The organism is Curvibacter sp. APW13 (assembly GCF_032337135.1).
Taxonomy (GTDB): domain Bacteria; phylum Pseudomonadota; class Gammaproteobacteria; order Burkholderiales; family Burkholderiaceae_C; genus Allorhodoferax.
In genome coordinates this window covers 480649-506250 of the sequence record NZ_JAVXZZ010000003.1, presented here as the reverse complement: position 1 = coordinate 506250, position 25602 = coordinate 480649, and the positions used below count along the sequence as shown (strand labels likewise).

Genomic DNA, 25602 nt, shown 5'->3' with positions numbered 1-25602 from the left:
TCATCCTCCTCCGGTTTCCGCTGTAATCACGGGGGCTTGCAGCTGCAACAGCGTGCACACCGTGTCCTGCTCCTGCCAGCGCCGCAGCTGGGCACCGTGCCGTGGCATCAACACGGCAATCAATCCCAATCCGCTGCCTTGCGATAGCTGACTTGAATCCTTCTGCGGCCACTGGCCGCAGTTGCGCAGCCACAGCTCCACTCCCTGGCCATCCTCACTGCGCCGAACCTGCAACGCAATCTCGCTGTGTGCATCCGGCGAATGCTTGACGGCATTGAGAAGGAGCTCGTGGACAATGAGCGCCAAGGGGACCGACTCGGACTCCGCCAGGCACCACGGCTTCCACGGCAGCGCGCGCTCCACGCTGACCGTGCGCTTCCAGACAATCGATATCTCTTCTGCGATCGCGTCAACCAGCTCACACAGACGCATCTGGGCAAATGCGGATCGCCCTTTGAGCCCATGGATGGTCGACATGGCCTGTACCTGACCGATTGCCTCCTGCATCGAAGCCGCCCAAGCGGGGTTGGCGGAAGCATGCTGCCGCAGCAACGCCACGATTCCCTGGAGGTTGTTCTTGATGCGGTGGTGCACTTCACGTACCAGCGCGAGCCGATGCGAGGACTCCTGCTGGAGACGCTGCTGCTCCTGAAGCTTGGCTTGGGTGACATCCAGCAGATTGACCACGTAATGGCCGTACCGCCCCCCACCGTCACGCACGGCACTCACCGTTACCAGCGCAACCAGGGCGCGCCCATCGGCGCGGGACATGCTCATTTCACCGCGCCAGGCACCGGTCTGGGCAACGGAGATGCGAATCGCAGCCCATTTCCCGGTATCCCTCACCAACGCGCTGACATAAGCCTGAATCGGCTCCAGCACCGAGGCTGGGGTGTAACCCGTCAATGCACACAGTGCTGAATTCACGCGTATCACGCTCAGGTCGGAAGCCAGGACGACAATGCCCTCCTGGCATTCGAATGCGGCAGCTGCAATGCGCAGCTCGGTTTCCACCAGCGTGCGTTCGGTGATGTCGGTAGAGATGCCGCACAACATTTCCACGCTGCCGTCGTCCCCGAAAATGGGCAGCTTGGTCGTGAGGAAGGTCCGCAAGCCTTCGCGATCAAGCATGCGAACCGTATCGTCCGTCCGCAACGTCCGCCCATGCAGGAATACCCACTGGTCATTGGCCCGCATGCGGTCGGAATGTTCGCGCTCGAAGAGTTCGTAGTCATGCAGACCCATGATTTCCGGCAGGGTCTTGCCCACCGAAAGGCAGAGGCTGCGGTTGGCGAACAGATAGCGGCCTTGGCGGTCCTTCAGGTACACGAAGGAGTCCATGTGGTCCAGGATGTCGGCCAGCCGTCGTTCGCTCTGACGCAACGCCATCGCGTTGCGGTCAACGACGTCCAGAACCCGGTTGAATCCGGCGATCAACACACCAACCTCGTCGCTGCGCACTGTGGACAGACGACGCCCGACAGGTGGACTGGAACTGGCCAGCGCAGCCAGATCGCCGATGGCCTGGCGAATGGGGGCGAACTGGAACCGTATCAGCCACCAGATCAGGCTACCTGCGAACGCCGTCAAGAACAGCGTTGCGAGCAACATCTGATGCTGGCGCGCATTGACACCAGCAAACACCTGTTCCGTACTGGCCCGAATCGAGATCAACCAGGGCGCCGTATCGGTCGGGCTGCTGTCGACCAACCATTGGCCGCCACGGATATCGGTACGCAACACAGCTCCCGCGGTGCTTTCCGAGGGTTCGTCACCCAACCAGGGGCCCTCGGGTAGAGCCGATCCCGGCAAAGCGGAGCGGGCCAGAATCCACTGCATGTCCGAATCCTTGACCTCGACATTGGCCCCGACCTTGTTGCGGCGCAAAATCCCCTGAAGGAAACTGTCATCATCCAGCCGCTCCCGCCCCACCAAATGGCTGGGCCCTGTCGCATGCGCCGAAGCAACGGGAACGAGCAACCAGAGCCACCACGCGTTGTCTTCAAACGCAACACTGACCCGGCGCGTGGACAAGGCGCCAGCACCGTCCAGCGCCTTCCAGCGCGCGTCCTGACCGGGTGGGTCCGGCCAGCGGGCACGCATCATGCCGTTCGTACCGACCGTGAACACCCCACCGTTGAACAAGGTCTGCAGAACCGGGCGCTCTTTCAGTACTGCACGATCGCTGGCGCTGGCACCCGTGGTGCGCCGACCCAAGTCTTCCGCCACGCGTTCCAACGCGCGAAATCGTATATCCAGTGCCCCGTCGACCTGGGTCACCAAGGTCGCCAAGGCAGCCCGCAACTGCAGCCGCGCCAGGTGTTGCTCGTCATCCCGCATCGAAGAGCTCAACCAGGACCAGAATACCCATACGCTCCCGACAAAGACAGCCAGAACGGCCGCGGTCAGGCGGGTTTGCAGGGAAGACAGGGGGGACACGGATTTCATCGCCAACCCCGACGGCAGACTGTGTCAAGGGCATGGCGGAGTGTCGCAGCAGCGCGCCTGCGACTCCTTGACGTGAATCAACTAATCAAGATCCTGCATCTACGCCACCATCGCGTCATCGGCCGCTGCCACCACGCGGGCGCGCAGGGCACACGAGCACCCTCTCAACCGACCAGCAATCCAGGAAACGCAACGCGCGTCAGTCCCCAAGACGACAGTGCTGTCATGCCCGACTTGCGTATCGTCACGGTCTTCGAAGCCGGAGACCGAAATTGCCATCCTTCATGAATCGACACCTTGGTGGAATCATTTTTTCCGTACTGTTTTCCTGCAGTGTCCAGGGCTGGACGGCGCCGCGACCCAACATCGTGGTGCTGGTGGCCGACGACTGGGGCATGACCGACGTCGGCGCCTTCGGCGGCGAAATCTCCACGCCCCACATCGACCAGCTGGCACGCCAAGGGGTGCGCTTCTCGAACTTCCATGTGGCCGCGTCGTGTGCCCCCACCCGTTCCATGCTGCTCACCGGAGTGGAAAACCACCGCAACGGGGTGGGCAACCTGCGCGAGACACTGCCGCGCGCCCACCGCGGCCAGCCGGGCTACCAAGGCTCGCTCACGCCCAACACGGTCACCGTGAGCAGCCTCTTGCGCGACGCAGGCTACCGTACCTACATCGCCGGCAAGTGGAACGTGGGCTCAGAGGCCTACAACCTGCCGCCGGCACGCGGGTTCGACCGCTCCATCATCCAGGGCGACACCGGATCGGACAATTGGGACCCGTACCAGCGCTACCTGCCCCATTCGGCCACCGTGCAGTGGTTCGAAAATGGCCAGAACGCCACCATGCCGGCCAGTTACTACTCGTCGACCTACTTTGTGGACCGCGCGATCGGCTACCTGAAAGACGACGCCAAAGACCCGCGGCCGTTCTTCGCCTACGTGGGCTTCCAGGCCAACCATGTCCCGCTGCAGGCACCGCAAAGCTTCATCGACAAGTACAAGGGCCGCTACAAGGACGGCTGGGACGTGCTGCGCGAGGAGCGCCGCAAGCAGGCCGCCAAGCTGGGGCTGATTCCTGCGGACACCCCCATGGTGCGGATGTCTTCCACGCGTGACTGGAATGCCCTGACACCCGATCAGCGCGCCTACCAGGAGCGACTGATGGAGGTGTACGCCGGCATGGCCGACGCCATGGACCACGAGGTAGGCCGACTGGTGCAGTACCTGAAGGACAGCGGCCAGTACGACAACACCGTGTTCGTGTTCCTGTCGGACAACGGCCCCGAAGGCTCCGACTACGCCGAAGCCCAGCTCTGGCTCAAGACCCAGTACACGCAGGACAAGGACCGGCTGGGCGGCCCCGGCGCCTACGCCATCATGGGCCCCAGTTGGGCCAGCGCAGCTGCATCCCCCTTCAGCAGCTACAAGTTCTACAGTGGCGAAGGCGGCTTGCGCAGCCCGCTCATCATTGCGGGTGTACCCGGCGCCAAGGCAGGTTCCGTCGTTCCTGCACTGACCCACGTGACCGACATCACGCCTACCCTGCTGGCACTGGCCCAGGTGCCATCGCCCCAGGGCCAATACAAGGGCCAGGCCGTGGAAACCATTGCCGGAGCCAGCCTGGTGCCCCTGCTCACGGCACAAGCCACCAGCGTGCGTGGCCCGGACCAGCCCCTGGGCTACGAACTCTCCGGCAACAAGGCCTTGTTCAAGGGCGACTACAAGCTCGTCAGCAACCTGCCGCCCGTGGGCGACGGGGCCTGGCACCTGTTCAACCTCGCCAAGGATCCGGGCGAGACAAAGGACCTGAAGGACCAGGAGCCCGAGCGTTTTGCTGCCATGCAGAAGGACTATGAGGCGTTTGCCCAGTCGCACGGCGTGCTGCCCATGCCGGATGGCTACACGCCCGTGAAAGCCGTGTTCGTCAACAGCATGCTGAACTACTGGCTGCCGACCTACTGGGTGCACATCCTGCTAGGGAACCTGGCCATGGTGGCCCTGATCGTGGTGTGGTGGCGCAAACGCCGCGGCACACGGTAATGAGCGCCTATTTCGCCAGCCCCTGGCCAGCCGAAGATGGCGGCCCGGCACGGCTGCAGACGCCCCATGGCACCGCGGGGCTGCGCCTGCAACCCAATGAGCGGCTGGCCTGCACCACCCGCAACACCCAGCTCTCCACCATGACGGTGCTGGGCGCACCGGGCGAGGTGTTCCTGCTGACACACTCCGTGCTGCGCAGCCACATCGGCCTGCCGACCACCGCACGGGTGGAGCGCATTGACCCCATTACCCTGCGAACCCTGGAGCGCTCTCCCGCATTGCCTGGTGGCCCCATGTGGCCCGGCGGCATGGCGGTGCATGGCAATGGCAGCCTCATCACGGTGTATGGCCGCTGGGCCCACAAGCTCGACCGCCACTGCCGCGTGCTGGCCCGCTCCGAGCTTCCGGTGAACCTGCCCTACAACTCCTTCGTGGTGCTGGACAACGGCCTCATCGTCACCAAGAACCTCTCCGACACGGTCCATGCCCGGCTCACGGCGCTGGAACCAGAACGCCTGCAGCGCGCCGCACCCGACACCGAATGTCCCGAGCCGTCGATTGCGCGCCTGAGCAGCGTGGGCAACACGGTCTATGTGGTCGGAGTGCACACGGTGATGCGCTACCACTGGAACGAGGCCGCTACCAGGCTGGAGTTGGACACGGATTGGCGCCACGACTACATCGGCACCACCTCGCAGACCTACGGCTGGGACGCGGTGCTCGACGGCGACCACGCCTGGTTCATGGACAACGGCCGGCACAACTACGTGCTGCGCATGATCGGCTCGGGGCTCAACCCCACGCCCAACCGACTCATCCGCGTGAGCCTGAAGGACGCCCGTGACCACGCCGCATGGGAAGTCAGCGGCATTCGGGGCGGCAGCGTGACCAACCCGCCGCTGGTGGACGTGCGCCGCCGCACCGTCGTGGCCTACGACTCGGCCAACTGCGTGCTGCGCGCCTGGCGCATGCAGGTGGACGGAGGACTAGAGCCTCTTTGGGAAAAGAGCGGCTTCGGAGCGGCCAGCCACATGGTGCTGTACCCCGACACGGGCGAATTCATCACCAACGACTACCGTCGCTGGGGTGAGGAAGTGGTGGCATTGCAGATCGAGACCGGGAGCGAACTGGCCCGTGTGCGCAGCGGCGGAATCACCCAAGGTGTGGTGTTCCCCAGCGTGGGCTGGAGCCGCGACCTGTACTGGAGCTCCATGGGCCGTCTGGCCCGCATCTTCGTGGTCTGAACGACCTCGCCTTGTGGCCCCAAGGGCAGCATGCGAACTGGCGCGCTGGCTCCCCACCCTGGCCGCTAAGCTTGGTACGGTCTGCGGCCCGTTAAAATGCTGCGTTGCAGCGCGCATGAAGCGCCCCTCCCCCGGTTTCCCCTTTCGTCTTTTCTCACAGGAAGTTCCATGTCTCTCTTTTCCGCCGTCGAAATGGCCCCCCGTGACCCGATCCTGGGTCTGAACGAGCAATACAACGCCGACACCAACCCCAACAAGGTCAACCTCGGCGTGGGCGTGTACTACGACGACAACGGCAAGCTGCCCCTGTTGCAGTGCGTGCAAGTGGCTGAAAAGACCATGATGGACAAACCCACCGCCCGTGGCTACCTGCCCATCGACGGTATCGTGGCCTACGACAACGCCGTCAAGGGCCTGGTGTTCGGTGCAGACAGCGAACCCGTCACCTCTGGCCGCGTGGCCACCGTGCAAGCCATCGGCGGCACCGGCGGCCTGAAGATCGGCGCCGACTTCCTCAAGAAAGTCAGCCCCAACGCCAAGGTACTCATCTCTGACCCCAGCTGGGAAAACCACCGCGCGCTGTTCACCAATGCCGGCTTTGAAGTGGGCACCTATGCGTACTACGACGCAGAAAAGCGTGGCGTGAACTTCGACGGCTTCCTGGCCAGCCTGAATGCCGCTGCAGCCGGCACCATCATCGTGCTGCACGCCTGCTGCCACAACCCCACCGGGTACGACATTACTGCCGCCCAATGGGACCAGGTCATCGCCGTCATCAAGGCCCGTGGCCTCACCGCGTTCCTGGACATGGCCTACCAAGGCTTCGGCAACGGCATCGCAGAAGACGGCGCCGTGATCCAGAAGTTCGTGGCCGCCGGCCTGAACTTCTTTGTCTCCACCAGCTTCTCCAAGAGCTTCTCGCTCTACGGTGAGCGCGTGGGCGGCCTGTCGGTGCTGTGCGCGGACAAGGAAGAAGCCGGCCGCGTGCTGAGCCAGCTCAAGATCGTCATCCGCACCAACTACTCCAACCCGCCCACCCACGGTGGCGCCGTGGTGGCCGCCGTGCTGAACAACCCCGAGCTGCGCGCCCTGTGGGAAAAGGAACTGGGCGAAATGCGCGTGCGCATCAAGGCCATGCGCCAGAAGCTGGTCGACGGCCTGAAGGCCGCCGGCGTGACCCAGGACATGTCCTTCATCACCACCCAGATCGGCATGTTCAGCTACTCGGGCCTCTCCAAGGAACAGATGGTGCGCCTGCGCTCCGAATTCGGCGTGTACGGCACCGACACCGGCCGCATGTGCGTCGCCGCGCTGAACAGCAAGAACATCGACTACGTCTGCAAGGCCATCGCTACCGTGATCAAGGGCTAAAGCCTGGCGGCGATTGCCGCCATGAAGACAATAGCGACTGCGGCCCTGGCTCCAGTCGCTATTTTTTTGCTAGCTGCTTGCGCAATGAATACGCGGGCTAGAGCTCGATTTCATCCCTGCGCCTGGCCCAGATCGATGGCCTTGCCGATTTCGGTGGCCAATGCAATGGCACGCAGTGCGGCGGGGGCCAGCGTGCGCTCTTTCAACCACATGATATGCAGATCGGCATGTGTGGGGGCGGCCAGCACGGGGTGCAGCGGGTGCAGGTGGCCGCCGCGTTGCGCCACCAAGGCCTGCGGCAGCAAGGCCAGCACATCGGTGCGGGTCGCCATCTGCACCAGGGTCTGCAGGTCGTCGCACTCGCACACCATGGGAAATGCCTCCCCGTCCCCGAACCCGTAGTCCCTGGCCAGCCCGGCACGCAAGGTATCGGACATGGAGATCAGGGCGACACCGCACTGCCTGATGGCCGCAGTGTCCATGCGACCATCGCACAAGGCCGGATGGTCCGGGCGGCAGTAGAGAAAACCCTGTGGCCGGGCGATGCGCTGCATCGCAAAGCGGGCGCTGGGGCCCACCAGCCGGGGGTCGCCCAGGCAGAAATCGAGTTCATGGGCGTCAACCTGCTCCAGCAACTTGGCAAGCTTGCCGTACTGGACGCGAATGACGAGGCATGACGACTGCCGGTGCAGGCGGGCCAGGAGCTCGGGGATGACGATCGATGCCGGAATCGGCGCCGCCCCCATGGAGACTTCGCCCGAATCGCCGTCGCGCACCAGCGACACGTCATGCTGCAGGCTTCGCCAATCGTTCAGCAAGGCGCGTACCCGAACCAGAACCACCTGGCCGGCCGGGGTAAGCACCGCGCCTTTGGCACCACGGTCAAACAGGCGCAGGCCCATTTCGTCTTCCAGCGCCTGGATGCTGCGACTGAATGCGGCCGGACTGAGGTGCACACGCTGCGCAGCGGTGCCGAACCGCCCTTCTTCCGCCAGCGCGACGAAATGCTGGTACCTGCGCATGTCCATGTCTGCATCCTTCCAATTGCACGTTTTGCAATGAATCCTACCGAACTTTGCGATTGACGCAATGCGCATGATTCCTGACACTGCGCCCCGAACACACAAGGAGACTCTGGATGCACCGTTTTTGGATCTGGCCCCGCTGGACAGGCTACTTGGCCATGGCCATGCTGGCGTGCAGCGGCCCGTATTGCGCTGCGGCAGCCACGCCTGCACGCCCGAACATCGTGTTCATCCTGCTGGACGATGCTGGCTTCAGCGACCTGGGCGCCTACGGCGGCGAGATCCAGACACCGCACATTGACCAATTGGCCAAGGATGGGGTGCGGTTCACCAACTTCCACACGGCATCCACCTGCGAGTCCTCCCGCGCCATGCTGCACAGCGGCGTGGACCACCACCGTGCAGGGGCCGGTACGCTGCAGGTCGTCAAGGCGGACAACCAGCGCGGCAAACCGGGTTACGAGGGCTACCTCAGCGACCGCGTCCACAGCCTGGGGACCTTGCTTCGCGACGGCGGCTATGCCACCTACTTCGCGGGGAAGTGGAACCTGGGCAACGGACTGGAGCGCGCACCGGGTGCCAGGGGCTGGGACCGCTACATCGCGCTGGAGCAAACCGGCGCCGACAATTTCGAAGCCAAGGTCTACGCACCGCTCAACCTGGAAGCCGTGTGGTGGGAGGACGGCAAGCGTGCCCAGCTTCCGGCCAACTTCTTTTCGTCCCGCCATTACCTAGACCGACTCATCCAGTACATCGACGAAGGCCGTTCGCAGAACAAACCCTTCTTCGCCACGCTGGCCTTGCAGGCCGTGCACTCACCGTTGCAGGCACCCGACGTCGACATCGCCAAGTACAAGGACCGCTACGCAGCGGGCTGGGATGCATTGCGCTCAGAGCGCTACCAGCGCCAGGTGCGTATGGGGCTGGTACCCGCGGGCCTGCGCTTGCCCCACGCCTACAACAGCAGGCCATGGAGCAGCCTGAGCCCTGCGGAACAGAATCTGTATGCCAAGAAGATGTCGGTGTTTGCGGCCATGCTCGACAACGCCGACCAGCACATTGGCCGCCTGCGCGAACACCTGAAGAACACTGGCCAACTCGATAACACGGCCTTCGTCGTGATGTCGGACAACGGTGCCGACGCCTACGAACTCAACAGCCTGAACCTGCCATTTCGCCTGTGGTACCGCGCCAACTACGCCCTCGGCATTGAAACCCTGGGCCAGCGCGGAAGCTATGTGCACTACGGGCAGGACTGGGCCCAGGTGTCCAACACGCCGTTTCAGAGCTTCAAGGGCACATCCTTCGAAGGCGGCATGCGGGTACCCTTCATCATGAGCTACCCCAAGCGCCTGCCAGTGGGCACCACCGCAGACAGCTTTGCCTACGCCACCGACTTCCTGCCCACCGTGCTCGACCTGGCCGGGATCGCCCTGCCCGGTGATACCTACCGGGGCCAGCCGCTGCTGCGCCCCACCGGCACCAGCATGCTCCCCTACCTGGAAGGGCGCACCAAGTCCATCCACGGACCGGACTACAGCGTGGGGTTTGAAGGCACTGGCGCCGATACGCTGTTCCAGGGCGACTACAAGATCACCCGCACCGGCCCACCCAACGGCGACGGCCAGTGGCACCTCTACCACCTGCGCCAGGACCCCACTGAATCGTACGACCTCGCAGGCGCCGAGCCCGAACGCGTCCAGAAAATGCAGGCCCTGTACGAGCGCTACCTGGCCGACAACGGCGTGGTCAAACCGGCACCCGGCTACGACCCGCTGCGCCAGTTGCTCAAGAACAATTGGCCGATCCTGGTGCAACAGATGGCGGGGGTTCTGGCCCTGACGGGTGCGGCCCTGGCTGCCCTTGTGGCCCTGGTGGTCTACCTTTGGCGGCGAAGCCGCCGCGCGGCGCAATAATCCTTGGAACCAAAGCCGCCCACGACACCCCCGCCATGCCCCGTTTCGCCGCCAACCTCTCCATGCTCTACACCGAGCTGCCGTTTCTGCAACGCTTTGGGGCCGCGGCGACCGACGGCTTTGCGGGCGTGGAGTACCTGTTTCCCTACGACTATGCGGCGGGCGACATTGCAGAGCAACTGGAAGCCCATGGTCTGCAGCAGGTGCTGTTCAATGCTCCGCCCGGCGATTGGGCCGCGGGCGAGCGCGGCCTGGCCTGCGTTCCCGGGCGCGAGGCGGAGTTCGCGGATGGCATGGAGCAGGCGTTGGACTATGCCGCGGCACTGAAGTGCCCGCGCATCCACGTGATGGCCGGCATCGTGCCGGCCGGGCAAAGCGCCGCCGCAGTTCGGTCCACCTATGTCGCCAATCTGCGCCGGGCGGCCCGCATGGCGGCGGCGCAGGGCGTAGTGGTGATGATCGAACCCATCAACACCCGTGACATGCCGGGCTACTTCCTGAACCTGCAGGCAGATGCCCATGCATTGCTGGCCGAGATCGGTGAGCCCAATGTGCAAGTGCAGTTGGACCTGTACCACTGCCAAATCATGGAAGGCGACCTCGCGACCCGCCTGCGCCAGTACCTGCCCACGGCCCATGTCGGCCACATCCAGATTGCCGGCGTGCCCGAGCGGCATGAGCCGGATGTGGGCGAGGTGCACTACCCCTACCTCTTCCAGTTGATCGACAAGCTGGGATGGGATGGCTGGATCGGCTGCGAATACCGCCCAGCGCGCGGTGCAGTGGTCGGAGGCACCAGCAGCGGGTTGGGATGGATCCGAGACCCAGGGCGCGGGTAAATACGCAGCACTGCGGGCAACTGCGCTGGCTATATTCCTGTGTATTAGGTTCCCCATGGAATTACTACGCCAATTCAAACTAGCTTCCCGCCTGCGACTGCTGATCGTGGTGGTGGCGCTTGGCTTCGCGAGCTACGGTTACCTGAGCTTTCGCGTACTGGAGGAAATTCGGGTCGGTGGCCCGGTGTTCACGCTGTTCGAGAAAAACCAGGACCTGGTCTCGGACGTGCTGCCACCGCCTCTCTACATCGTGGAGTCCTACCTGGTAGCCATGCAGGTACTTGCCGCGACAGAAGCAGTGGAGCGTGAAGGCTATGTCGACCGCCTCCACGCGCTCGAACAGGCTTACCGACAAAGCCACCACGCGTGGACCCAGCAAACCCTGAGCGCCGAACTGCAAGCCCAACTGTCGGGCGCGCTCGACGAACATGCCGCACGTTTCTACGCCCTGTTCTGGAACCGGCTGCTTCCAGCGATCCGCCAGCAGAATCGATCCTCCATGGCGCAGGCTCAGGCTGAAATGACGCGGGAATTCGAACTCCATCGCGTTGCCGTCACCGAACTGGTCGCCCTGGCCCAGGAAAACGAACGGCGCTACAAGGCCTGGGCCGACCAGCAGGTGCGGATCAATCAAGCCTGGTTGTTCGGTATCCTCCTGCTGGCTTTGCTGCTGTGCGTAGGCATTGCCAACCTGATCCGCGTCAGCATCAGTCGCCCGCTGACCCGGGCCGTGGAGATCGCCAAGCAGGTGGCGCAGGGTGACCTGAGTTTTCGCCCAGCACGGCAACCCCCCGATGAAACCGGGCAACTTCTCGAAGCCTTGGGCTCCATGAGCCAAAGCCTGCAAAGCAGTCAGGCCCAGTCGCTGGCAGCGCGCCAGGCGGCGGAGCAGGCCAGCCAGGCCAAGAGCGAGTTCCTGGCCAACATGAGCCACGAGATCCGTACCCCCATGAATGCCATCATTGGCATGTCCGGCCTGGCCTTGCGCACGGAACTGAGCCCCAAGCAACGCAACTACATCGAAAAGGTGCAGCAGGCCGGCAACAGCTTGCTGCACCTGATCAATGACATCCTGGACTTCTCGAAGATCGAAGCGGGCAAGCTCAGCCTGGAGTCGAGAGCGTGTTCGCTCAATTCGGTATTGAGCAACCTGTCATCCATGACCATGCTCAAGGCACAGGAAAAGGGCCTGGAGCTGCTGTTCGACCTGGACCCGGACGTTCCCAGCGACCTGGTTACTGATGAGTTCCGGCTCGGGCAAGTGTTGCTCAACCTGGTCAACAACGCCATCAAGTTCACTCCGGCCGGCGAGGTACGGGTGCACGTGCGCTGCCGCAGCCGCAGCGCGGAATCGGCCGAGTTGCTGTTCGAGGTCAGCGACACCGGCATCGGCCTGTCGCAAATGCAGATCGACCGGCTATTCACTGCATTCACGCAGGCGGACTCCTCGACCACACGGCAATTCGGAGGCACAGGCCTGGGGCTGACCATCTGCAAGAAACTCGTCTCGCTGATGGGCGGGCGCATCTGGGTGGACAGCGCACCCGGCAAGGGAAGCTGTTTCAGCTTCACGGCCATTGTCGGTCTGCAAGACGGCACTGAGCGCGCGCCGCTGGCCCAGGCCGTTAACCTGCGTGGCAAGCGGGTGCTGGTGGTGGACGACAACAGCAGTGCACGCGAGATCATGCGCAGCATCCTCGAATCGGTGCACATGGAAGCCCACACGGCCGCGAGTGCACCCGCAGCGTTTCAATTGCTCAGTGCAGCGCAGCAGGCCGCACGCCCCTTTCACGTTGTGCTCATGGATTGGCAGATGCCCGACATCAACGGGATAGACGCCCTGCGCCGCATCCAATCCGACGAGTCGATCTCGGAGACACTGGCCACGATCATGGTCACCGCCTACAGCCGCGACGACCTGCTGCAGGAGGCCCAGGGAGTGCGCATTGACGGCATCCTGGAAAAACCGGTCAACCCTTCTGCATTGGTCGATGCGATTGTGCAGACGCTGTCCGGTGGCGGCCAGCGCCAGTTGCTGTCGGCCTGGACGCAGCAGAACGAGCAGCGTTTCCACCACCTGTCGGGCAAGCGCGTCCTGCTGGTCGAGGACAACGAGGTCAACCAGGAGCTTGCGGTCGACATCTTGCAGGAGCTCGGCATGATTGTCACGGTGGCTGCCGACGGGTTGCAGGCCGTGGAGCGGGTGCAGGCCGAGACTTTCGATGCCGTACTGATGGACTGGCAAATGCCCGTGATGGACGGGTTCGAGGCTACGCGGCGCATACGGGCGCTGCCCCAGGGGGCCTCCCTGCCGATTCTGGCCATGACCGCCAACGCCATGGCAGGTGACCGGGAGAAGTGCCTCGCAGTGGGCATGAACGACCACATCTCGAAGCCCATCGATGTGCACCAACTGCTCAGCAGCCTGGCGCGCTGGATCGCCCCGGAAACCGATGCGCCGCAGCGCGCAGCGCATGCGGCCACACAGGAACCGCCCCCGGAACCGGGGATTCACCCCATGGCAGCGGCTTTCGAGGGCATCACCCTGCTCGATACTGCGACAGCGCTGTCACGCCTGGGCGGCCATTGGGGGCACTACCACAAGCTGGCCAGCCGCTTCGTCGACGCCTACAGCCAAGGGGCTGAGCCGCTGCACCGGATGCTGAACCAAGGACAACAAGCCGAGGCACGTCGGTTTGCCCATTCGGTCAAGGGACTGGCCGCCAACCTTGGCGCGTCCGCGCTCGAATCATCGGCACGCCAGGCCGAGTCCTGCCTCGCCATGCCCACGCCCATCCAGGCCGGAGACCCAGAGATCCTGCAACTCACGCTGGATATGCAGCAGCTGCTCGAAGCCCTGCGTCCTGCCCTGGGCGAAGCCTCAAGCACCTCCAACCCGATGGCTTATGCCACACTGGAGGACATGCCTGCCGAAGAGCGTCTTCCCCTGGTGGTGGCGATGGAACGCTTGCACGACGCGCTGCAGAACGATGACGCCGATGCCGACACGCTGGTGGCGGACCTGGACAGCGCCATGTCGCGCCTACCCACAGAGTTGCAGGTCTGCTGGCAACGCATTGCGCAGCAGGTGCGCCGATACGACTTCGATTCCGCCCAGGCCGCCCTCGAGAGCCTGCGCCTGGCCTTGGGAACGAAATCACCCCCACCATGAACGACTACGAGACGCAGCCGCCCTCCTACACCATGCTCATCGTCGATGACATGCCGGAGAACATCGACCTGCTGCGCGCCATCCTGGCTCCGCACTACAAAGTCCGTGTTGCGACCGGGGGCGAGCGGGCGCTCAAGATCGTGGAGTCGGACACCCCCCCCGACCTGATCCTGCTGGACGTGATGATGCCGGACCTCGATGGCTACGAGGTATGTCGGCGCATCAAGGCACTGCCGCACCGGCGCAACATTCCCATCATGTTCGTCACTTCCATGGAAACCCAGGAAGACGAGGAAAAAGGCCTGAGCCTGGGGGCCGAGGACTACATCACCAAACCATTCCGGCCGTCGGTGGTGCTGGCCCGGGTGCGCACCCACCTGGCCCTGTACGACCAGACGCGTGACCTGGAGCGCCGTGTGGACGTCCGAACCCGGGAATTGCAGGCGACGCGGCTCGAGATCATCCGCCGTCTGGGCAGAGCGGCTGAATTCCGCGACAACGAAACCGGCCGCCATGTGATTCGCATGTCGCACTTTTCCCGGCTCATTGCCTTGGCGGCCGGGCTGGATGCCCGGCAGGCCGAGCTGCTGTTCCTGGCTGCCCCCATGCACGACATCGGCAAGATCGGCGTGCCTGACTATGTGCTGCTCAAGCCCGGCCGGCTCGACACGGAGGAATGGCGCCTGATGCAACAGCATGCCGCCATTGGCGCGGAAATCCTGGGCGACCACCCCGACGAGCTGCTGCAGATCGCCCGTACCGTGGCCCTGACACACCACGAGAAATGGGATGGCAGCGGCTACCCGCAAGGGCTCAGGGGCCGGGAAATCCCCCGGGAAGGGCATATCGTGGCCCTGGCCGATGTGTTCGACGCACTGACGTCGGCCCGTCCCTACAAGCAGGCCTGGCCCATCGAGCGCGCGGTAGCCACCATCATGGAAGGGGCTGGCAGCCACTTCGATCCGGATCTCCTGCAGGCATTCCAAAAGGCCTTGCCGGACATGCTGGCCATCCGCGAGCAATACCAGGAGCACAGCGACGCGGCGGCGATCCCCCCCCAACGCCAAGTCCGCTTCTGAGTGCCGCCCTGACCCCATGCTGTTTGGGCGCATCAGGCCAACAGGCGGCATATGCTGGGGATATTCGACCCCACACCGCTCAGCGGACCCCCGCGCGCGAACCAGGTGGCACCATTAACCAAGCATCTTTGTTTGGATAATTGAACCAATTCAATCCCATAACGAGGCAGACCATGGTCAAGAAATACGAAAAACTGTTCATCAATGGCGAGTGGGTTACCCCCCACGGCACCGGTTTCACCACCGTGGTGAACCCTGCCACCGAGCAGCCCATTGCCGAGGTCTGCAACGCCGATGCCACCGACGTGGATCGCGCCTTTGCCGCCGCCCGCGAAGCCTTCAAGACCTGGTCGCAGACCAGCGCCAAGGAACGCGCCGAGTGGATCATGAAGCTCTACCACGCCATGGAAGCACGGAAGGAAGACATGGCCCAGGCCATCTCCGCTTCCATGGGCTGCCCCATTGCCAAGTCACGCATCATCCAGGTGAACTGTGTGGTGGCGTTCAAGAAATTCGCCGACCGCGCCGCCTTCATGGAAGAGGAAACCAAGGTCAACAACTCGGTCATCGTGCGTGAGCCGGTGGGCGTGTGCTCCTTCATCACCCCCTGGAACTACCCGCTGTACCAGTTGGTCGGCAAGGTGGCTCCGGCCCTGGCTGCAGGTTGCACCATGGTCATCAAGGAAGCGTCGATTACCCCGCTGCAGGGCCTGATCTTTGCCGAAGTGGTCGAGAGCATCGGCCTGCCCAAGGGCGTGTTCAACCTGCTTACCGGCAAGGGCAGCGTGCTGGGCGACCTGATGGTCACCCACCCGGAAGCTGACATGGTGTCCTTCACCGGCTCCACCGCCACAGGTGCGCGTATCCAGAAGATGTCGGCCGACACGGTCAAGCGTGTGTGCCTGGAACTGGGTGGAAAGAGCCCCTACATCATCACCGAAGACGCGCCGCTGGAAGCCGCTGTGAAGTTCGGTGTGGAAGACGTGATGATCAACTCCGGCCAGACCTGCATCTGCCTGTCGCGCATGCTGGTGCCTGCCAGCCGCTACGAAGAGGCCGTGGTCATCGCCAAGCGCGTGGCCGAGAGCCTGAAGGTGGGCGACCCCACCGACGAGTCCACCTACATGGGCCCCATGAGCTCCATGGGCCAGCGCAACACCGTGGTCAAGTACATCGAGAAGGGCCTGGCCGAAGGCGCCAAGCTGGTGACCGGTGGCGTGGAGCTGCCCGAAGGCATCACCGGTGGTGCCTATGTGCGCCCTACCATCTTCCGCGACGTGCACAACAAGATGACCATCGCCCAGGAAGAGATCTTCGGCCCGGTGATCTGCATGATTCCCTACAGCACGCTGGACGAGGCCGTGGACATTGCCAACGACTCCATCTACGGCCTGTCCTCGGGCGTGTGGGCCGGCTCCGTGGCCGACGCGGTGAAGATTGCGCGCCGCATCCGCACCGGTGGCTGCTATGTGAATGGCGGTGACTTCAACTACGACGCCCCCCTGGGTGGCTACAAGCAGTCGGGCAACGGCCGCGAGTGGGGCGACTTCGGCATGCACGAGTTCATCGAGATCAAGTCCCTGCAACTGCCGGGCTAACAGCCCCCCGAAAAACCGACATCCGTCGGTTTTTTGTTGCCAGCCCACGCAAGGGATACCTACCGCACAGCAGCGGTTCAGCCCCCGTCGCCTGCGCGGCGGGGCCGCGCTGTGCCAAAACCTTTTCAATCACTACCTGGAGTTCTGGACCATGTTGGTCGGTTTCATTGTTTTGTACCTGTTGGTTTCCATCGGGATCGGTCTTTACGCAGCCACCCGCGTGCACAACACCGCGGACTACGCCGTGGCGGGGCGCAGCCTGCCTTTGGCCGTGGTGATTGCCACCACCTTCGCCACCTGGTTCGGTTCGGAGACCGTGCTGGGCATTTCGGCCCGCTTCGTCAACGAAGGCATGGGCGGCGTGGTGGAAGACCCATTTGGTGCCTCGCTGTGCTTAGTGTTCGTGGGTCTCTTCTTTGCCTACCGCCTCTACCAGAAGAACCTCATCACCCTGGGTGACTACTACCGCCTGCGTTTCGGCCGTGCCATGGAAGCCATCTGCTCGCTGATCATCCTGTTCAGCTACCTGGGCTGGGTGGCGGCGCAGATCACCGCGCTGGGCCTGGTCTTCACCATGCTGTCGCAAGGTGCCATCTCCATGACCCTGGGCATGTGCATCGGCACGGCCGTGGTGCTGGTCTACACGCTCTATGGCGGCATGTGGTCGGTGGCCCTGACCGACTTCATCCAGATGATCGTGATCGGCGTGGGCCTGATCGCCATCGCCTGGTACGCGGCCGACCTGGCCGGCGGCACGGGCAAAGTGGTGGAGTACGCGGCCAGCAACGGCAAGTTCCAGTTCTTCCCGAAAGACGCATCCAGCAAGGACTGGATGTTCTTCATTGCCTCCGCCATCACCATGATGCTGGGCTCCATCCCGCAACAGGACGTGTTCCAGCGCGTGATGTCGTCCAAGGACGCCAAGACCGCCCAGATCGGCCCCGTGATCGGTGGCGTGCTGTACCTCGGCTTTGCCTTCGTGCCCATGTTCATCGTCACCGCTGCCGTGCTGATCATGCCCGAAGCCACCCAGGCCATGCTGGCGGATGACCCGCAGAAGATCCTGCCCACCCTGGTGATGGAGCGCATGCCGCTGGGGCTGCAGATTGCCTTCTTCGGCGCCCTGCTCTCCGCCATCATGTCCACCGCCTCGGCCACGCTGCTGGCGCCTTCGACCACCTTCGTGGAAAACGTGTTGCGCAACCTGCGCCCCGGCATGAGCGATGCCGCCACCCTCAAGGCCATGCGCGTCACGGTGCTGGTGTTCACCGCCTGCGTGCTGGTGTACGCCATCACCATGCAGGGGACCTCGATCTACGACATGGTGTCTGGCGCCTACCAGGTGCCGCTGGTGGGTGCCTTCATTCCGCTGGTGTTCGGCCTGTACTGGAAGCGTGCCACCACCCAGGGCGCCCTGCTGTCCGTGGCCTTGGGCATTGGCGTGTGGCTGCTGGTGATGAATGGCTCTGTCATAGTGAACGGTGAACTCCAGGCGCTGGCCGAGATGTTCCCCCAACAGCTGGCTGGTGTGCTGGCCGCCCTGGCGGGCATGCTGGCAGGCTCGCTGCTGCCGCAGTACATCCCCAACCACACCGGCCACCCGCCTCACTACGAAGGCACCCATGCCACCAAGGGTGGCCTGCAGACTGCCAAGGCCTGATTCGCTACGCAATTGATAGCTTCCTGCGCATATTCTGTGCGGGCTAGAGGCCAAAAAGGCAAGCAAAAAGCCCCGAAGATCACTCTTCGGGGCTTTTGTCTTTTTTGCCCCGCACGGAGGCCGGAAACACGGTCAGTACTGGTACACCCCACGGCCGGTCTTGCGGCCCAGGCGGCCGGCGGCCACCATTTCCTTGAGCAGCGGGCAGGGGCGGTACTTGCTGTCGCCGAACTCGCTCAGATACACCTCCATCACGGCCAAGCACACGTCCAGGCCCACCATGTCGGCCAGGGCCAAGGGGCCAATCGGCTGGTTGCAGCCCAGCTTCATGCCGGCATCGATGTCTTCGGGCGTGGCCAGGCCTTCTGCCAGCACGAAGAAGGCTTCATTGATCATGGGCACCAGGATGCGGTTGACCACGAAGCCGGGGGCGTTCTTCACGGTGATGGGGGTCTTGCCCAGGGCTTTGGCCATGGTTTCCACGGCGGCGTGGGTGGCGTCGCTGGTTTGCAGGCCACGGATGATTTCCACCAGCGCCATCATGGGCACGGGGTTGAAGAAGTGCATGCCGATGAATTTGTCGGCGCGGCTAGTAACAGCGGCCAGCTTGGTGATGGAGATGGACGAGGTGTTGGAGGCGATGATCACCTCGGGGCCCACCATGGCGTCGATCTGCTTGAGTATCTTGACCTTGAGGTCATAGTTTTCGGTGGCGGCTTCGATCACGATGTCGGCAGCCTTGAGGTCGTCGTAGCTGGTGCTGCCCTTGATGCGTGCCAGGGCCGCGTCCTTGTCGGCGGCGCTGATCTTTTCCTTCTTGAGCAGACGGTCCAGGCTGCCAGCCACGGTGGCCACGCCCTTGGCCACGGCGGCATCCGAGATGTCCACCATGACCACATTCAAACCCGACACCGCGCACGCCTGCGCAATGCCATTTCCCATGGTGCCCGCACCGATGATGCCTACTGTAGCAATCGCCATTTTTTACTCCTGATGGTCCAAGTACAAAAGCGCCAATGGTAACGGGGCCGACCCGCGTACCCGGGCCGACCCCGCCCAATAGAGGAAGAACGGAGCGTCAATGACCAGCCATCGTGGCCAGCTTGCTGGTATCGACCGGGCAGCCCAGGGCTTCGAACTTCTGCCTGGTTCGCAGGTTGATCACGGTAGGAAGGTAGGGACCCATGACCTTGGCTTCCGAGCCCACCTCCTTCACGTTGAACCAGGTCTGCGCAAAACCCGGGTTCACCAGCGTATGCCGATTGATCAACACCCCAAAGTCCTGCGAACCACCGGGAATGCCGTCCCCATTGCCGTACTCCATCCAGACCACTCCGCATTGCTCGGTGGCATTGGCAGGCCGATCCGGCGCACGGGACACCACCACATTGAAAAACCCGGCCCGGTCCAGGTGCGGACGCACGTTTTCGTCGTGCACGCAATCCACCACATTGCCAATGGCTGGCGAGGTCGAGGTGCACAAGGACCAGTAGCGCATGTCGGCCTGGGTGTTCAAGGGCTCGCCCTGGTTGGCAAAGGTGCTGGGGGTGGACGGCATCTTGGCGCGTGCGACATACACCTGCCCGTAGGCCTGGCTCAGGTAGGTATAGCCATAGCGGGTTACCGGGTTGCTCCAGAACCCCCCTTTCTCCACGGCCAGCCAGTTGTTCGGAATGGCAGGGAAGAACGTGTCCAGGATCAGGTGTTCGCGGTTGTAGAAGCGCACCATGGTGGTCACGTCAAAGTCCTTGGCGGGGGTCCGGTCCGCGGGGCGCCACGGCAGGCTGTTCAAGGCAAGCCATAGCTTCTTCGACACCACGATGGGCACCTGCTTGCCCCGGCGAGGGGCGTCGGTGGCTGCACAGGCCTCTTCGCCCCGGAGGACCGTTCCATCGGCCAGGTGCAGTTCCACCTCGGGCAGTCCGACGCCACCGGTCCAGTCCGTTCCCTGGTCCGGAATGTAGTTGCGCATGTGCATGCCTATGGGCGTGCCGGGCTCCGCCAGGGTGTAGACGGTGTTGGCAGGACGCTGGGCGGGCGGCGCACCGTTCTCGATGGTGACGGTGTAGCGGCGGTTGGGCGCATCGCGGCGCACACCAGGCAGGAAGGGGTTGACCGACCCTGAATCGGGCAGCATGTTCAGGTCAGTGATGTCATCGCGTGGCGTGCCATTTTCCGTGTAGGTCACGAAGCTCCAATGGCGCAGGTGCGGAAACTGACCCGTCATGACGATCCTGGCTCCAGCGGGAATGCGGAACCAGGCCGTGCTGAAGGTGTTGCCGATGTCTGGAATCTGGTTTTCCAGCCCGTAGTCGTCCGGGTCGGTGGTGTAGAAGCCGGTGCGCAGCTTCGGCCCGGGCCAGAAACAGGTCTTGATGGCCACCCAGCGGGCGGCATTCTCGGCACGGACAACGTCCGTGACCCGTTGGGGCGGCATGGGTGGCAAGATGGCGTCAAACCCTTGGCTGCCCATCACATAGCCATCTTCCCGGGGTACTGGCCCGCCGCGGGGCGTTGGCGCCTGGCCCTTGTTGCCCGGTCCGCTCCAGGCGTAGGGGCCGTAAGTGGGGCGCCCCTGGGGCCCGGCATCCCTGGCCAGGGTTTGCATCCACAACACGACACCAATGGCCAGCACCGCCAAGGCAGCCAGCGCACCCACCAGGGCTTTTACCGTCCGATTCATGAAGTCTCCTGTTCACCGCGTGGTCTATAGTCACCCACGATGTTCCTCTGCCCGCCCCTGTCCTGTCTGTTCGAAATATGACAAAAGCGACCCGCATCGCCATCGGCCACGTCAGCGAAGTGGGCGAACTCTGCGCCGTGCCTGCGGACGCGCTGGACGCTTTGCAATCGCTGGGGACGCTGCGGACGCTCGAGGCCAACCAGACACTGCAGGTGCATGGTGACCCGATCACCCATGCCTTGCTGATCCTCTGCGGAACCCTGGTGGTGGGCCTGAGCGATGCTGCGGGGCGCTGCCACATCCTGCGCCCGATCACCACGGGGCAGTTCCTCAACCTGCTGCCGGTGTTTGACCGCGGGCCCGCCATCCACGACGTGCACGCCAGCGAAAGCAGCACGGTCATGCTGTTCGAGGCGCGCGCACTGACGGACTTGTGCCACCGCCATCCGGCGCTGCACCATGCCCTGCTGCAGATACTGCATTACCGCAACAGGCTGCTGTATGCCGAGCTCGCCAACATCGCACTGCTGCCCCTGCGCCAGCGCTGCGCCCAGCTGTTGCTGCAGGTGATGCAGCCGGCCCACACGGCCCCGGACCCGACGCTTCCCCCAGCGATCAAGGTGTCACAGACCGAGCTGGCCCACATGCTGGGCTATACCCGTCCCGTAGTGAACCGCGAGTTGCGCCGTCTGGCCGATGAGGGCGTGTTGGACCTGCGCTACCTGCGCATTCGGGTGGCGGACGTGAACCGATTGCAGGCCATCGCCTTGGGCCAGCAAACCTAAGTGTTTGGTTTTCCTACGTTGCCCGACCAGCGGTCCAGGGCATCGACCACTGCGGTCAGTTGCCGCGCCTCGTCCACGACCCGGGACCAGGCATCAGACTCCACCTTGACGCCGTAGCGATGCAGCGGATGCTCGCGCTGGCGTTGCGCTACCAGTGCGTCGAGCTGGGCGTCACTCCAATGCACACCCAAGCTGGTGAGTGCCTTGCGCTTCTCTTCCAGCATGCCTTCGGCACGGATGAGGCGCACCAGCCGCTCGTGCACTTGGGCGTTCTGAGCCGCCTTGCGTGCCTGTTGATACAGCATTTCGTTGACCAGCATGGCACGCACCACCTGGACATCGGCGTGTGTGCTGGCCCATGCAGTGGTGCCGTCGAAGCGGACCAGACCGCGCTTGAAACTCAGCACCGGCCCCGGCAACGCATGGGCACAGTAGAAGTTGAAACCCACCTGGTTCCAATCTTGCGCCTGCACCTGTTCCCAGCGCTCATCCACCAGCAATCGCAGCCGTAGCGGAACATGTTTCTGGCGGTCGTCGGTGCGCATGGGAATGGAAGTTCGGGCCTCAGCCTGCCAATGACGCCCGGTACTGGCCGGGCCCTTGCCCCTGCCAGGACTTGAAGGCGTGGTGGAACGCCGGTGCGTCCTGGAAGCCCAGCAAGGAGCCGACTTCCGCGATGGGCATGGTCGTGTGCCGCAGGTAATGGCAGGCCAGTTCGTGGCGGGTGGCATCCAGGATGCCCTGGAAGGCCACCCCCGCCTGCTCCAGCCGGCGTTGCAGTGTGCGGGTTGACAGGGCCAGGTCGGCGGCTACATCGGCCAGTTTCACAGCACCCTGCCCCAAACGTGCCGAGATACGCTGGCGCACTTGTGCCACGATGCCGGCGTCATGCGGATGCCGTGCCTGCAGCAAGGCGTCGGCGTGCTGCTGCAGCAGGGGCAGCAAGGCGGTATTGGCCTGCGGAATCGTCTGCTCCAGCATGGATGCAGGGAAGATCACCCGGTTAGCCGGTGCACGCCCGTGAACGCTACCACCCAGACAGGACTCGATGAATGCACGCGCCGTTGGAGCCACCGGGTGCTCAAACTCCACTGACACACCTGTGAGCGGCTGGCCGCACAACCACTGGGCACAGGTGTGCACTCCGGAAAACACCGACTCGGCCAACACCCCAGCGCTTGGGTGGTGACGGCAGTCGTTTCGCCATTGGTAAATCGCCAACTCACCGCTACGGTCGAAGGTCGAACGGCCCAGGTCGTGCACCAGGGACTCGAAACGCAAGGTTTGCACGAGCGCGTCGCCCAGGGTTGCGCACGCCAGCACCAGGATGCCATTGACCCCATAGGTCGTAGGACGCACATGCTGCCCCAGCGTCCAGCCAAAGCTGGCTCCACCGGCCTGTGCTGCCGCTTGCAGCAACGCCAGATAAGCCTCGCGCGGGACATCGGCCTCGCCTACCCGCGCGCGTTGCCACAGGGTCTGTGCCAATTGCAGCGGTACACCCGCAGCCAGCGCAGCATCCCACAGCGTAGAGGCATAGGGAGCCACCACACGCGCACCCGTCGGCTTGGGAAGGCTTAGTTCGCTGTCGGTCACTCGCATGGTGTGCCAATGATAGCTACGCCCTGCGCCACACTGCATGGCGGCACCGAAGCGTTCGGCTCTGCGCTGCCGCCCTGCTTGCCAAGGATCGCAATTGCGATCAGCTGCGGGGAGCAGGTGCATGCAATGGCAAGGTCAGGGCAATCTGCGTGCCCCGCCCCACGGTGGAATGCACGTCGATGTCGCCCCCCAGCGTCTTGCGTACCAGATCCGCCACGATCATCATGCCCAGCCCAGTCCCACCCTGACCGGCCTTGGTACTGAAAAAGGGATGAAACAACTGCGCCAGCGTGTCCTCGGACATGCCCACCCCATCATCCTCAAACAGGAGAAGCACCGCATCGCGCTCAGGCAACTGCTGGGACGAAATGCGCAAATTGCCCTGCACCTTTCCCTCAAACGCATGCAGGTAGGCGTTGTTGACCAGATTGATCACCACTTGTCCCAAGGGCCCAGGATAGCTGTCCATCGTGATGCCCGTTGCGATATCGACCGTGATCCGGTGGTCGAAGCGGCGCAGGCTGGGCGCCAGGGTTCCGAGCACTTCCTGCACGGTCTCCAGCAGATCAAAGCTGCGGCGCTGCTCGCTGGCCTGGTCGTTGGCGACTTGGCGAAACTGGCGCAGTTGCTCCGTGGCACGCTGCAGGTTGCGCTGCATCAGTGCGCTGCCTTCCTCTGCGTTCTGCACAAACTCGATCAACTCGGAACGCTTGAGCTGGTTCGAGTCCAACTGCTGGCGGAAATGCCGTGACTGCTCCGCCAAGGTCGACGCCATCAGCAGGTTGTTGCCCAGTGGTGAGCTCAATTCGTGCGACACGCTGGCAATGATGGTGTTCAAGGCAGCCTTGGTTTCACTTCGCGCCAATTGCTCCTGCGATTGCTGCAGCTTTTCCATGGCCGACTGGGCCAGCGCGTGGGCCTGTCGCAAGTCTTCGGTAATGCGGCGTCGCTCGCGCTCCTCCTGCACCAATCGGCGGTGGCGAAGCGACAAGCCGGCAAATGCACCAAGAACCATCACCAGCAACGCCACCGTCAACCACTCGATCTGACGCAACTGTGCCAATTCGGCCTGACCCTGGCTCTCTATCAGGTGGGCCACCGCCGACGTCGTTGCGAGGTTCACCGCATGCACATCGCCAGCCAGCGCACGGGTCTGGTCCAGCAAGTCCAACAGTTCGGCACGCTGGCGCAGCGGCCGCGACATGACCGGGTCGGCTGCCAGCACCCACGCCTCCAAGCGCGGCATGGCCCGCGAGTATTCTTCACTGCTGGCCAGCACGGCCATGCCTGGGTGTTCCCGCAGCAAGGTCAAACGACTCAGGAACAGGTCGTAGCGCAGGCCCAGTACCTCGGGTTCGGGCGGGCGGGTGCTGTACAGCGTGCTTTCCAGTGTATGCAGGAAGATAAGGAACTGGCGTTCGCACTCGGTCGCCGGGGCCGTGATCGAATCCAACTGGAACGCCAGGCGCTTCTCCAACGATTGCTGCTGACGCATTTCCGCCACGAGCAATACCCCAACGGCGATTGCCATGGCCGCCGCACCCAAGGCCAGCCGAACCACATAGCGCCGGTTGGGGCTGGTCATGACAAGCTGCCTATTCAACAACCAGTGCCTTCAACTGCCACGCGGAGCGTTCGTAGTAGGTGGTGGCTCGCAACTCCTTCAACGTGTCATAGGGGTAGACGATGAACAGGGGGCCCTTGGTCTTGACGGGGATGTCCTGGTCGTCCATCTGCCGTGCCACGATGACATCGAAGCGCGTAGCATCGTCTGCCGGGATGGTGGTCTGGTAGTCGTTGAGGGCGCTGGCTTTCAGGGTCTGGCCCTGGGCCTTCGCCGCAGCCAGGACATCCCGCAGCAGTGGGCCGGTGAACTTGATCGGCTTCTTGTCCCACGGTGTCATGGTGGTGAAACTGCGCTGCGGCAGCTTCTTCAGCATCTCCATGTCAAACGCCGCGCCGTTCGCCGAATTGCGCTCACCCACCTTGCCGCTGACGGTCAAAACAACTTTGCCTGCCGCGGGGGGCAAGGACTGTGCCTGAAGCCCAGCCGAGCAGCACGTAGCCACCAAGCCCATGAGAATCCAACGCCGATACCATGTAGTCATATTTTCCTCCGGCCTATCCATGACCCTGAA

General features: G+C 63.6%; 18 protein-coding genes. 10 read left to right on the top strand and 8 right to left on the bottom strand.

Annotation, left to right across the window (positions count from 1 at the left end):
- Positions 1–2448 carry a PAS domain-containing protein gene (locus RQP54_RS15635; protein ID WP_315679317.1) on the bottom strand — a complete coding sequence of 816 codons (2448 nt, stop codon included), beginning with the start codon at positions 2446–2448 and terminating at the stop codon, positions 1–3.
- Between the two features lie 284 nt (positions 2449–2732).
- On the opposite strand from RQP54_RS15635, the gene RQP54_RS15630 reads away from it, so the two are divergent.
- The 3 genes from RQP54_RS15630 to RQP54_RS15620 all read left to right on the top strand — a co-directional run bounded on the left by RQP54_RS15630 (position 2733) and on the right by RQP54_RS15620 (position 7105).
- The gene (locus tag RQP54_RS15630; protein WP_315679316.1) at positions 2733–4490 is read left to right on the top strand and encodes an arylsulfatase; all 1758 of its coding nucleotides are present in this window, start codon (positions 2733–2735) and stop codon (positions 4488–4490) included.
- Positions 4490–5734 (top strand): hypothetical protein, encoded by a 1245-nt coding sequence (locus RQP54_RS15625; protein WP_315679315.1) that lies wholly within the window; start codon positions 4490–4492, stop codon positions 5732–5734. Before RQP54_RS15630 ends, RQP54_RS15625 begins: the two co-directional genes overlap by 1 nt.
- Before the next feature lie 168 nt (positions 5735–5902).
- On the top strand, positions 5903–7105 hold the full coding sequence (locus tag RQP54_RS15620; RefSeq protein ID WP_315679314.1) for an amino acid aminotransferase: 1203 nt from the start codon (positions 5903–5905) through the stop codon (positions 7103–7105).
- 110 nt (positions 7106–7215) lie between these two features.
- Here RQP54_RS15620 and RQP54_RS15615 read toward each other — a convergent pair whose 3' ends face one another.
- Positions 7216–8133 carry a LysR family transcriptional regulator gene (locus RQP54_RS15615; RefSeq protein WP_315679313.1) on the bottom strand — a complete coding sequence of 306 codons (918 nt, stop codon included), beginning with the start codon at positions 8131–8133 and terminating at the stop codon, positions 7216–7218.
- Between the two features lie 110 nt (positions 8134–8243).
- On the opposite strand from RQP54_RS15615, the gene RQP54_RS15610 reads away from it, so the two are divergent.
- The 6 genes from RQP54_RS15610 to RQP54_RS15585 all read left to right on the top strand — a co-directional run bounded on the left by RQP54_RS15610 (position 8244) and on the right by RQP54_RS15585 (position 18394).
- On the top strand, positions 8244–10046 hold the full coding sequence (locus RQP54_RS15610; RefSeq protein ID WP_315679312.1) for an arylsulfatase: 1803 nt from the start codon (positions 8244–8246) through the stop codon (positions 10044–10046).
- A 35-nt stretch (positions 10047–10081) separates the two neighbouring features.
- Positions 10082–10885: a 2-oxo-tetronate isomerase gene (gene otnI, locus RQP54_RS15605; RefSeq protein WP_315679311.1), complete on the top strand. Its 804-nt coding sequence runs from the start codon at positions 10082–10084 to the stop codon at positions 10883–10885.
- A gap of 55 nt (positions 10886–10940) precedes the next feature.
- Positions 10941–14057 carry a response regulator gene (locus tag RQP54_RS15600; RefSeq protein ID WP_315679310.1) on the top strand — a complete coding sequence of 1039 codons (3117 nt, stop codon included), beginning with the start codon at positions 10941–10943 and terminating at the stop codon, positions 14055–14057.
- A complete protein-coding gene (locus RQP54_RS15595) occupies positions 14054–15136 on the top strand; it encodes an HD domain-containing phosphohydrolase (protein ID WP_315679309.1) in 1083 nt (360 codons plus the stop codon). Before RQP54_RS15600 ends, RQP54_RS15595 begins: the two co-directional genes overlap by 4 nt.
- 173 nt (positions 15137–15309) lie before the next feature.
- Positions 15310–16734: an aldehyde dehydrogenase family protein gene (locus RQP54_RS15590; RefSeq protein ID WP_315679308.1), complete on the top strand. Its 1425-nt coding sequence runs from the start codon at positions 15310–15312 to the stop codon at positions 16732–16734.
- Positions 16735–16885: 151 nt separating this feature from the next.
- On the top strand, positions 16886–18394 hold the full coding sequence (locus RQP54_RS15585; RefSeq protein ID WP_315679307.1) for a sodium:solute symporter family protein: 1509 nt from the start codon (positions 16886–16888) through the stop codon (positions 18392–18394).
- Positions 18395–18526: 132 nt separating this feature from the next.
- Here RQP54_RS15585 and RQP54_RS15580 read toward each other — a convergent pair whose 3' ends face one another.
- The gene (locus tag RQP54_RS15580) at positions 18527–19375 is read right to left on the bottom strand and encodes a 3-hydroxybutyryl-CoA dehydrogenase (protein WP_315679306.1); all 849 of its coding nucleotides are present in this window, start codon (positions 19373–19375) and stop codon (positions 18527–18529) included.
- A gap of 97 nt (positions 19376–19472) precedes the next feature.
- Positions 19473–21077 (bottom strand): hypothetical protein, encoded by a 1605-nt coding sequence (locus RQP54_RS15575; RefSeq protein WP_315679305.1) that lies wholly within the window; start codon positions 21075–21077, stop codon positions 19473–19475.
- A 77-nt stretch (positions 21078–21154) separates the two neighbouring features.
- Between RQP54_RS15575 and RQP54_RS15570 the strand changes: the two genes are divergently transcribed.
- Complete coding sequence (locus RQP54_RS15570) at positions 21155–21862, top strand: Crp/Fnr family transcriptional regulator (RefSeq protein WP_315679304.1); 708 nt, start codon at positions 21155–21157, stop codon at positions 21860–21862.
- On the opposite strand, the gene RQP54_RS15565 is transcribed toward RQP54_RS15570, so the two are convergent.
- The 4 genes from RQP54_RS15565 to RQP54_RS15550 all read right to left on the bottom strand — a co-directional run bounded on the left by RQP54_RS15565 (position 21859) and on the right by RQP54_RS15550 (position 25572).
- Positions 21859–22407, bottom strand: a complete 549-nt coding sequence (locus RQP54_RS15565) for a hypothetical protein (RefSeq protein ID WP_315679303.1) — start codon at positions 22405–22407, stop codon at positions 21859–21861. The genes RQP54_RS15570 and RQP54_RS15565 overlap by 4 nt on opposite strands.
- Positions 22408–22426: 19 nt before the next feature.
- Positions 22427–23464 (bottom strand): helix-turn-helix domain-containing protein, encoded by a 1038-nt coding sequence (locus tag RQP54_RS15560; RefSeq protein WP_315679302.1) that lies wholly within the window; start codon positions 23462–23464, stop codon positions 22427–22429.
- A gap of 100 nt (positions 23465–23564) precedes the next feature.
- Positions 23565–25049, bottom strand: a complete 1485-nt coding sequence (locus tag RQP54_RS15555) for a HAMP domain-containing sensor histidine kinase (protein ID WP_315679301.1) — start codon at positions 25047–25049, stop codon at positions 23565–23567.
- A gap of 10 nt (positions 25050–25059) precedes the next feature.
- On the bottom strand, positions 25060–25572 hold the full coding sequence (locus RQP54_RS15550; protein WP_315679300.1) for a molybdopterin-dependent oxidoreductase: 513 nt from the start codon (positions 25570–25572) through the stop codon (positions 25060–25062).
- Positions 25573–25602: the final 30 nt, after the last annotated feature.

Bases quoted from the DNA above. Each gene is read 5' to 3' on its own strand.
- RQP54_RS15635 (WP_315679317.1), bottom strand. From the start codon at position 2,448: ATGAAATCCGTGTCCCCCCTGTCTTCCCTGCAAACCCGCCTGACCGCG.
- RQP54_RS15630 (WP_315679316.1), top strand. From the start codon at position 2,733: ATGAATCGACACCTTGGTGGAATCATTTTTTCCGTACTGTTTTCCTGC.
- RQP54_RS15625 (WP_315679315.1), top strand. From the start codon at position 4,490: ATGAGCGCCTATTTCGCCAGCCCCTGGCCAGCCGAAGATGGCGGCCCG.
- RQP54_RS15620 (WP_315679314.1), top strand. From the start codon at position 5,903: ATGTCTCTCTTTTCCGCCGTCGAAATGGCCCCCCGTGACCCGATCCTG.
- RQP54_RS15615 (WP_315679313.1), bottom strand. From the start codon at position 8,133: ATGGACATGCGCAGGTACCAGCATTTCGTCGCGCTGGCGGAAGAAGGG.
- RQP54_RS15610 (WP_315679312.1), top strand. From the start codon at position 8,244: ATGCACCGTTTTTGGATCTGGCCCCGCTGGACAGGCTACTTGGCCATG.
- otnI (WP_315679311.1), top strand. From the start codon at position 10,082: ATGCCCCGTTTCGCCGCCAACCTCTCCATGCTCTACACCGAGCTGCCG.
- RQP54_RS15600 (WP_315679310.1), top strand. From the start codon at position 10,941: ATGGAATTACTACGCCAATTCAAACTAGCTTCCCGCCTGCGACTGCTG.
- RQP54_RS15595 (WP_315679309.1), top strand. From the start codon at position 14,054: ATGAACGACTACGAGACGCAGCCGCCCTCCTACACCATGCTCATCGTC.
- RQP54_RS15590 (WP_315679308.1), top strand. From the start codon at position 15,310: ATGGTCAAGAAATACGAAAAACTGTTCATCAATGGCGAGTGGGTTACC.
- RQP54_RS15585 (WP_315679307.1), top strand. From the start codon at position 16,886: ATGTTGGTCGGTTTCATTGTTTTGTACCTGTTGGTTTCCATCGGGATC.
- RQP54_RS15580 (WP_315679306.1), bottom strand. From the start codon at position 19,375: ATGGCGATTGCTACAGTAGGCATCATCGGTGCGGGCACCATGGGAAAT.
- RQP54_RS15575 (WP_315679305.1), bottom strand. From the start codon at position 21,077: ATGAATCGGACGGTAAAAGCCCTGGTGGGTGCGCTGGCTGCCTTGGCG.
- RQP54_RS15570 (WP_315679304.1), top strand. From the start codon at position 21,155: ATGACAAAAGCGACCCGCATCGCCATCGGCCACGTCAGCGAAGTGGGC.
- RQP54_RS15565 (WP_315679303.1), bottom strand. From the start codon at position 22,407: ATGCGCACCGACGACCGCCAGAAACATGTTCCGCTACGGCTGCGATTG.
- RQP54_RS15560 (WP_315679302.1), bottom strand. From the start codon at position 23,464: ATGCGAGTGACCGACAGCGAACTAAGCCTTCCCAAGCCGACGGGTGCG.
- RQP54_RS15555 (WP_315679301.1), bottom strand. From the start codon at position 25,049: ATGACCAGCCCCAACCGGCGCTATGTGGTTCGGCTGGCCTTGGGTGCG.
- RQP54_RS15550 (WP_315679300.1), bottom strand. From the start codon at position 25,572: ATGACTACATGGTATCGGCGTTGGATTCTCATGGGCTTGGTGGCTACG.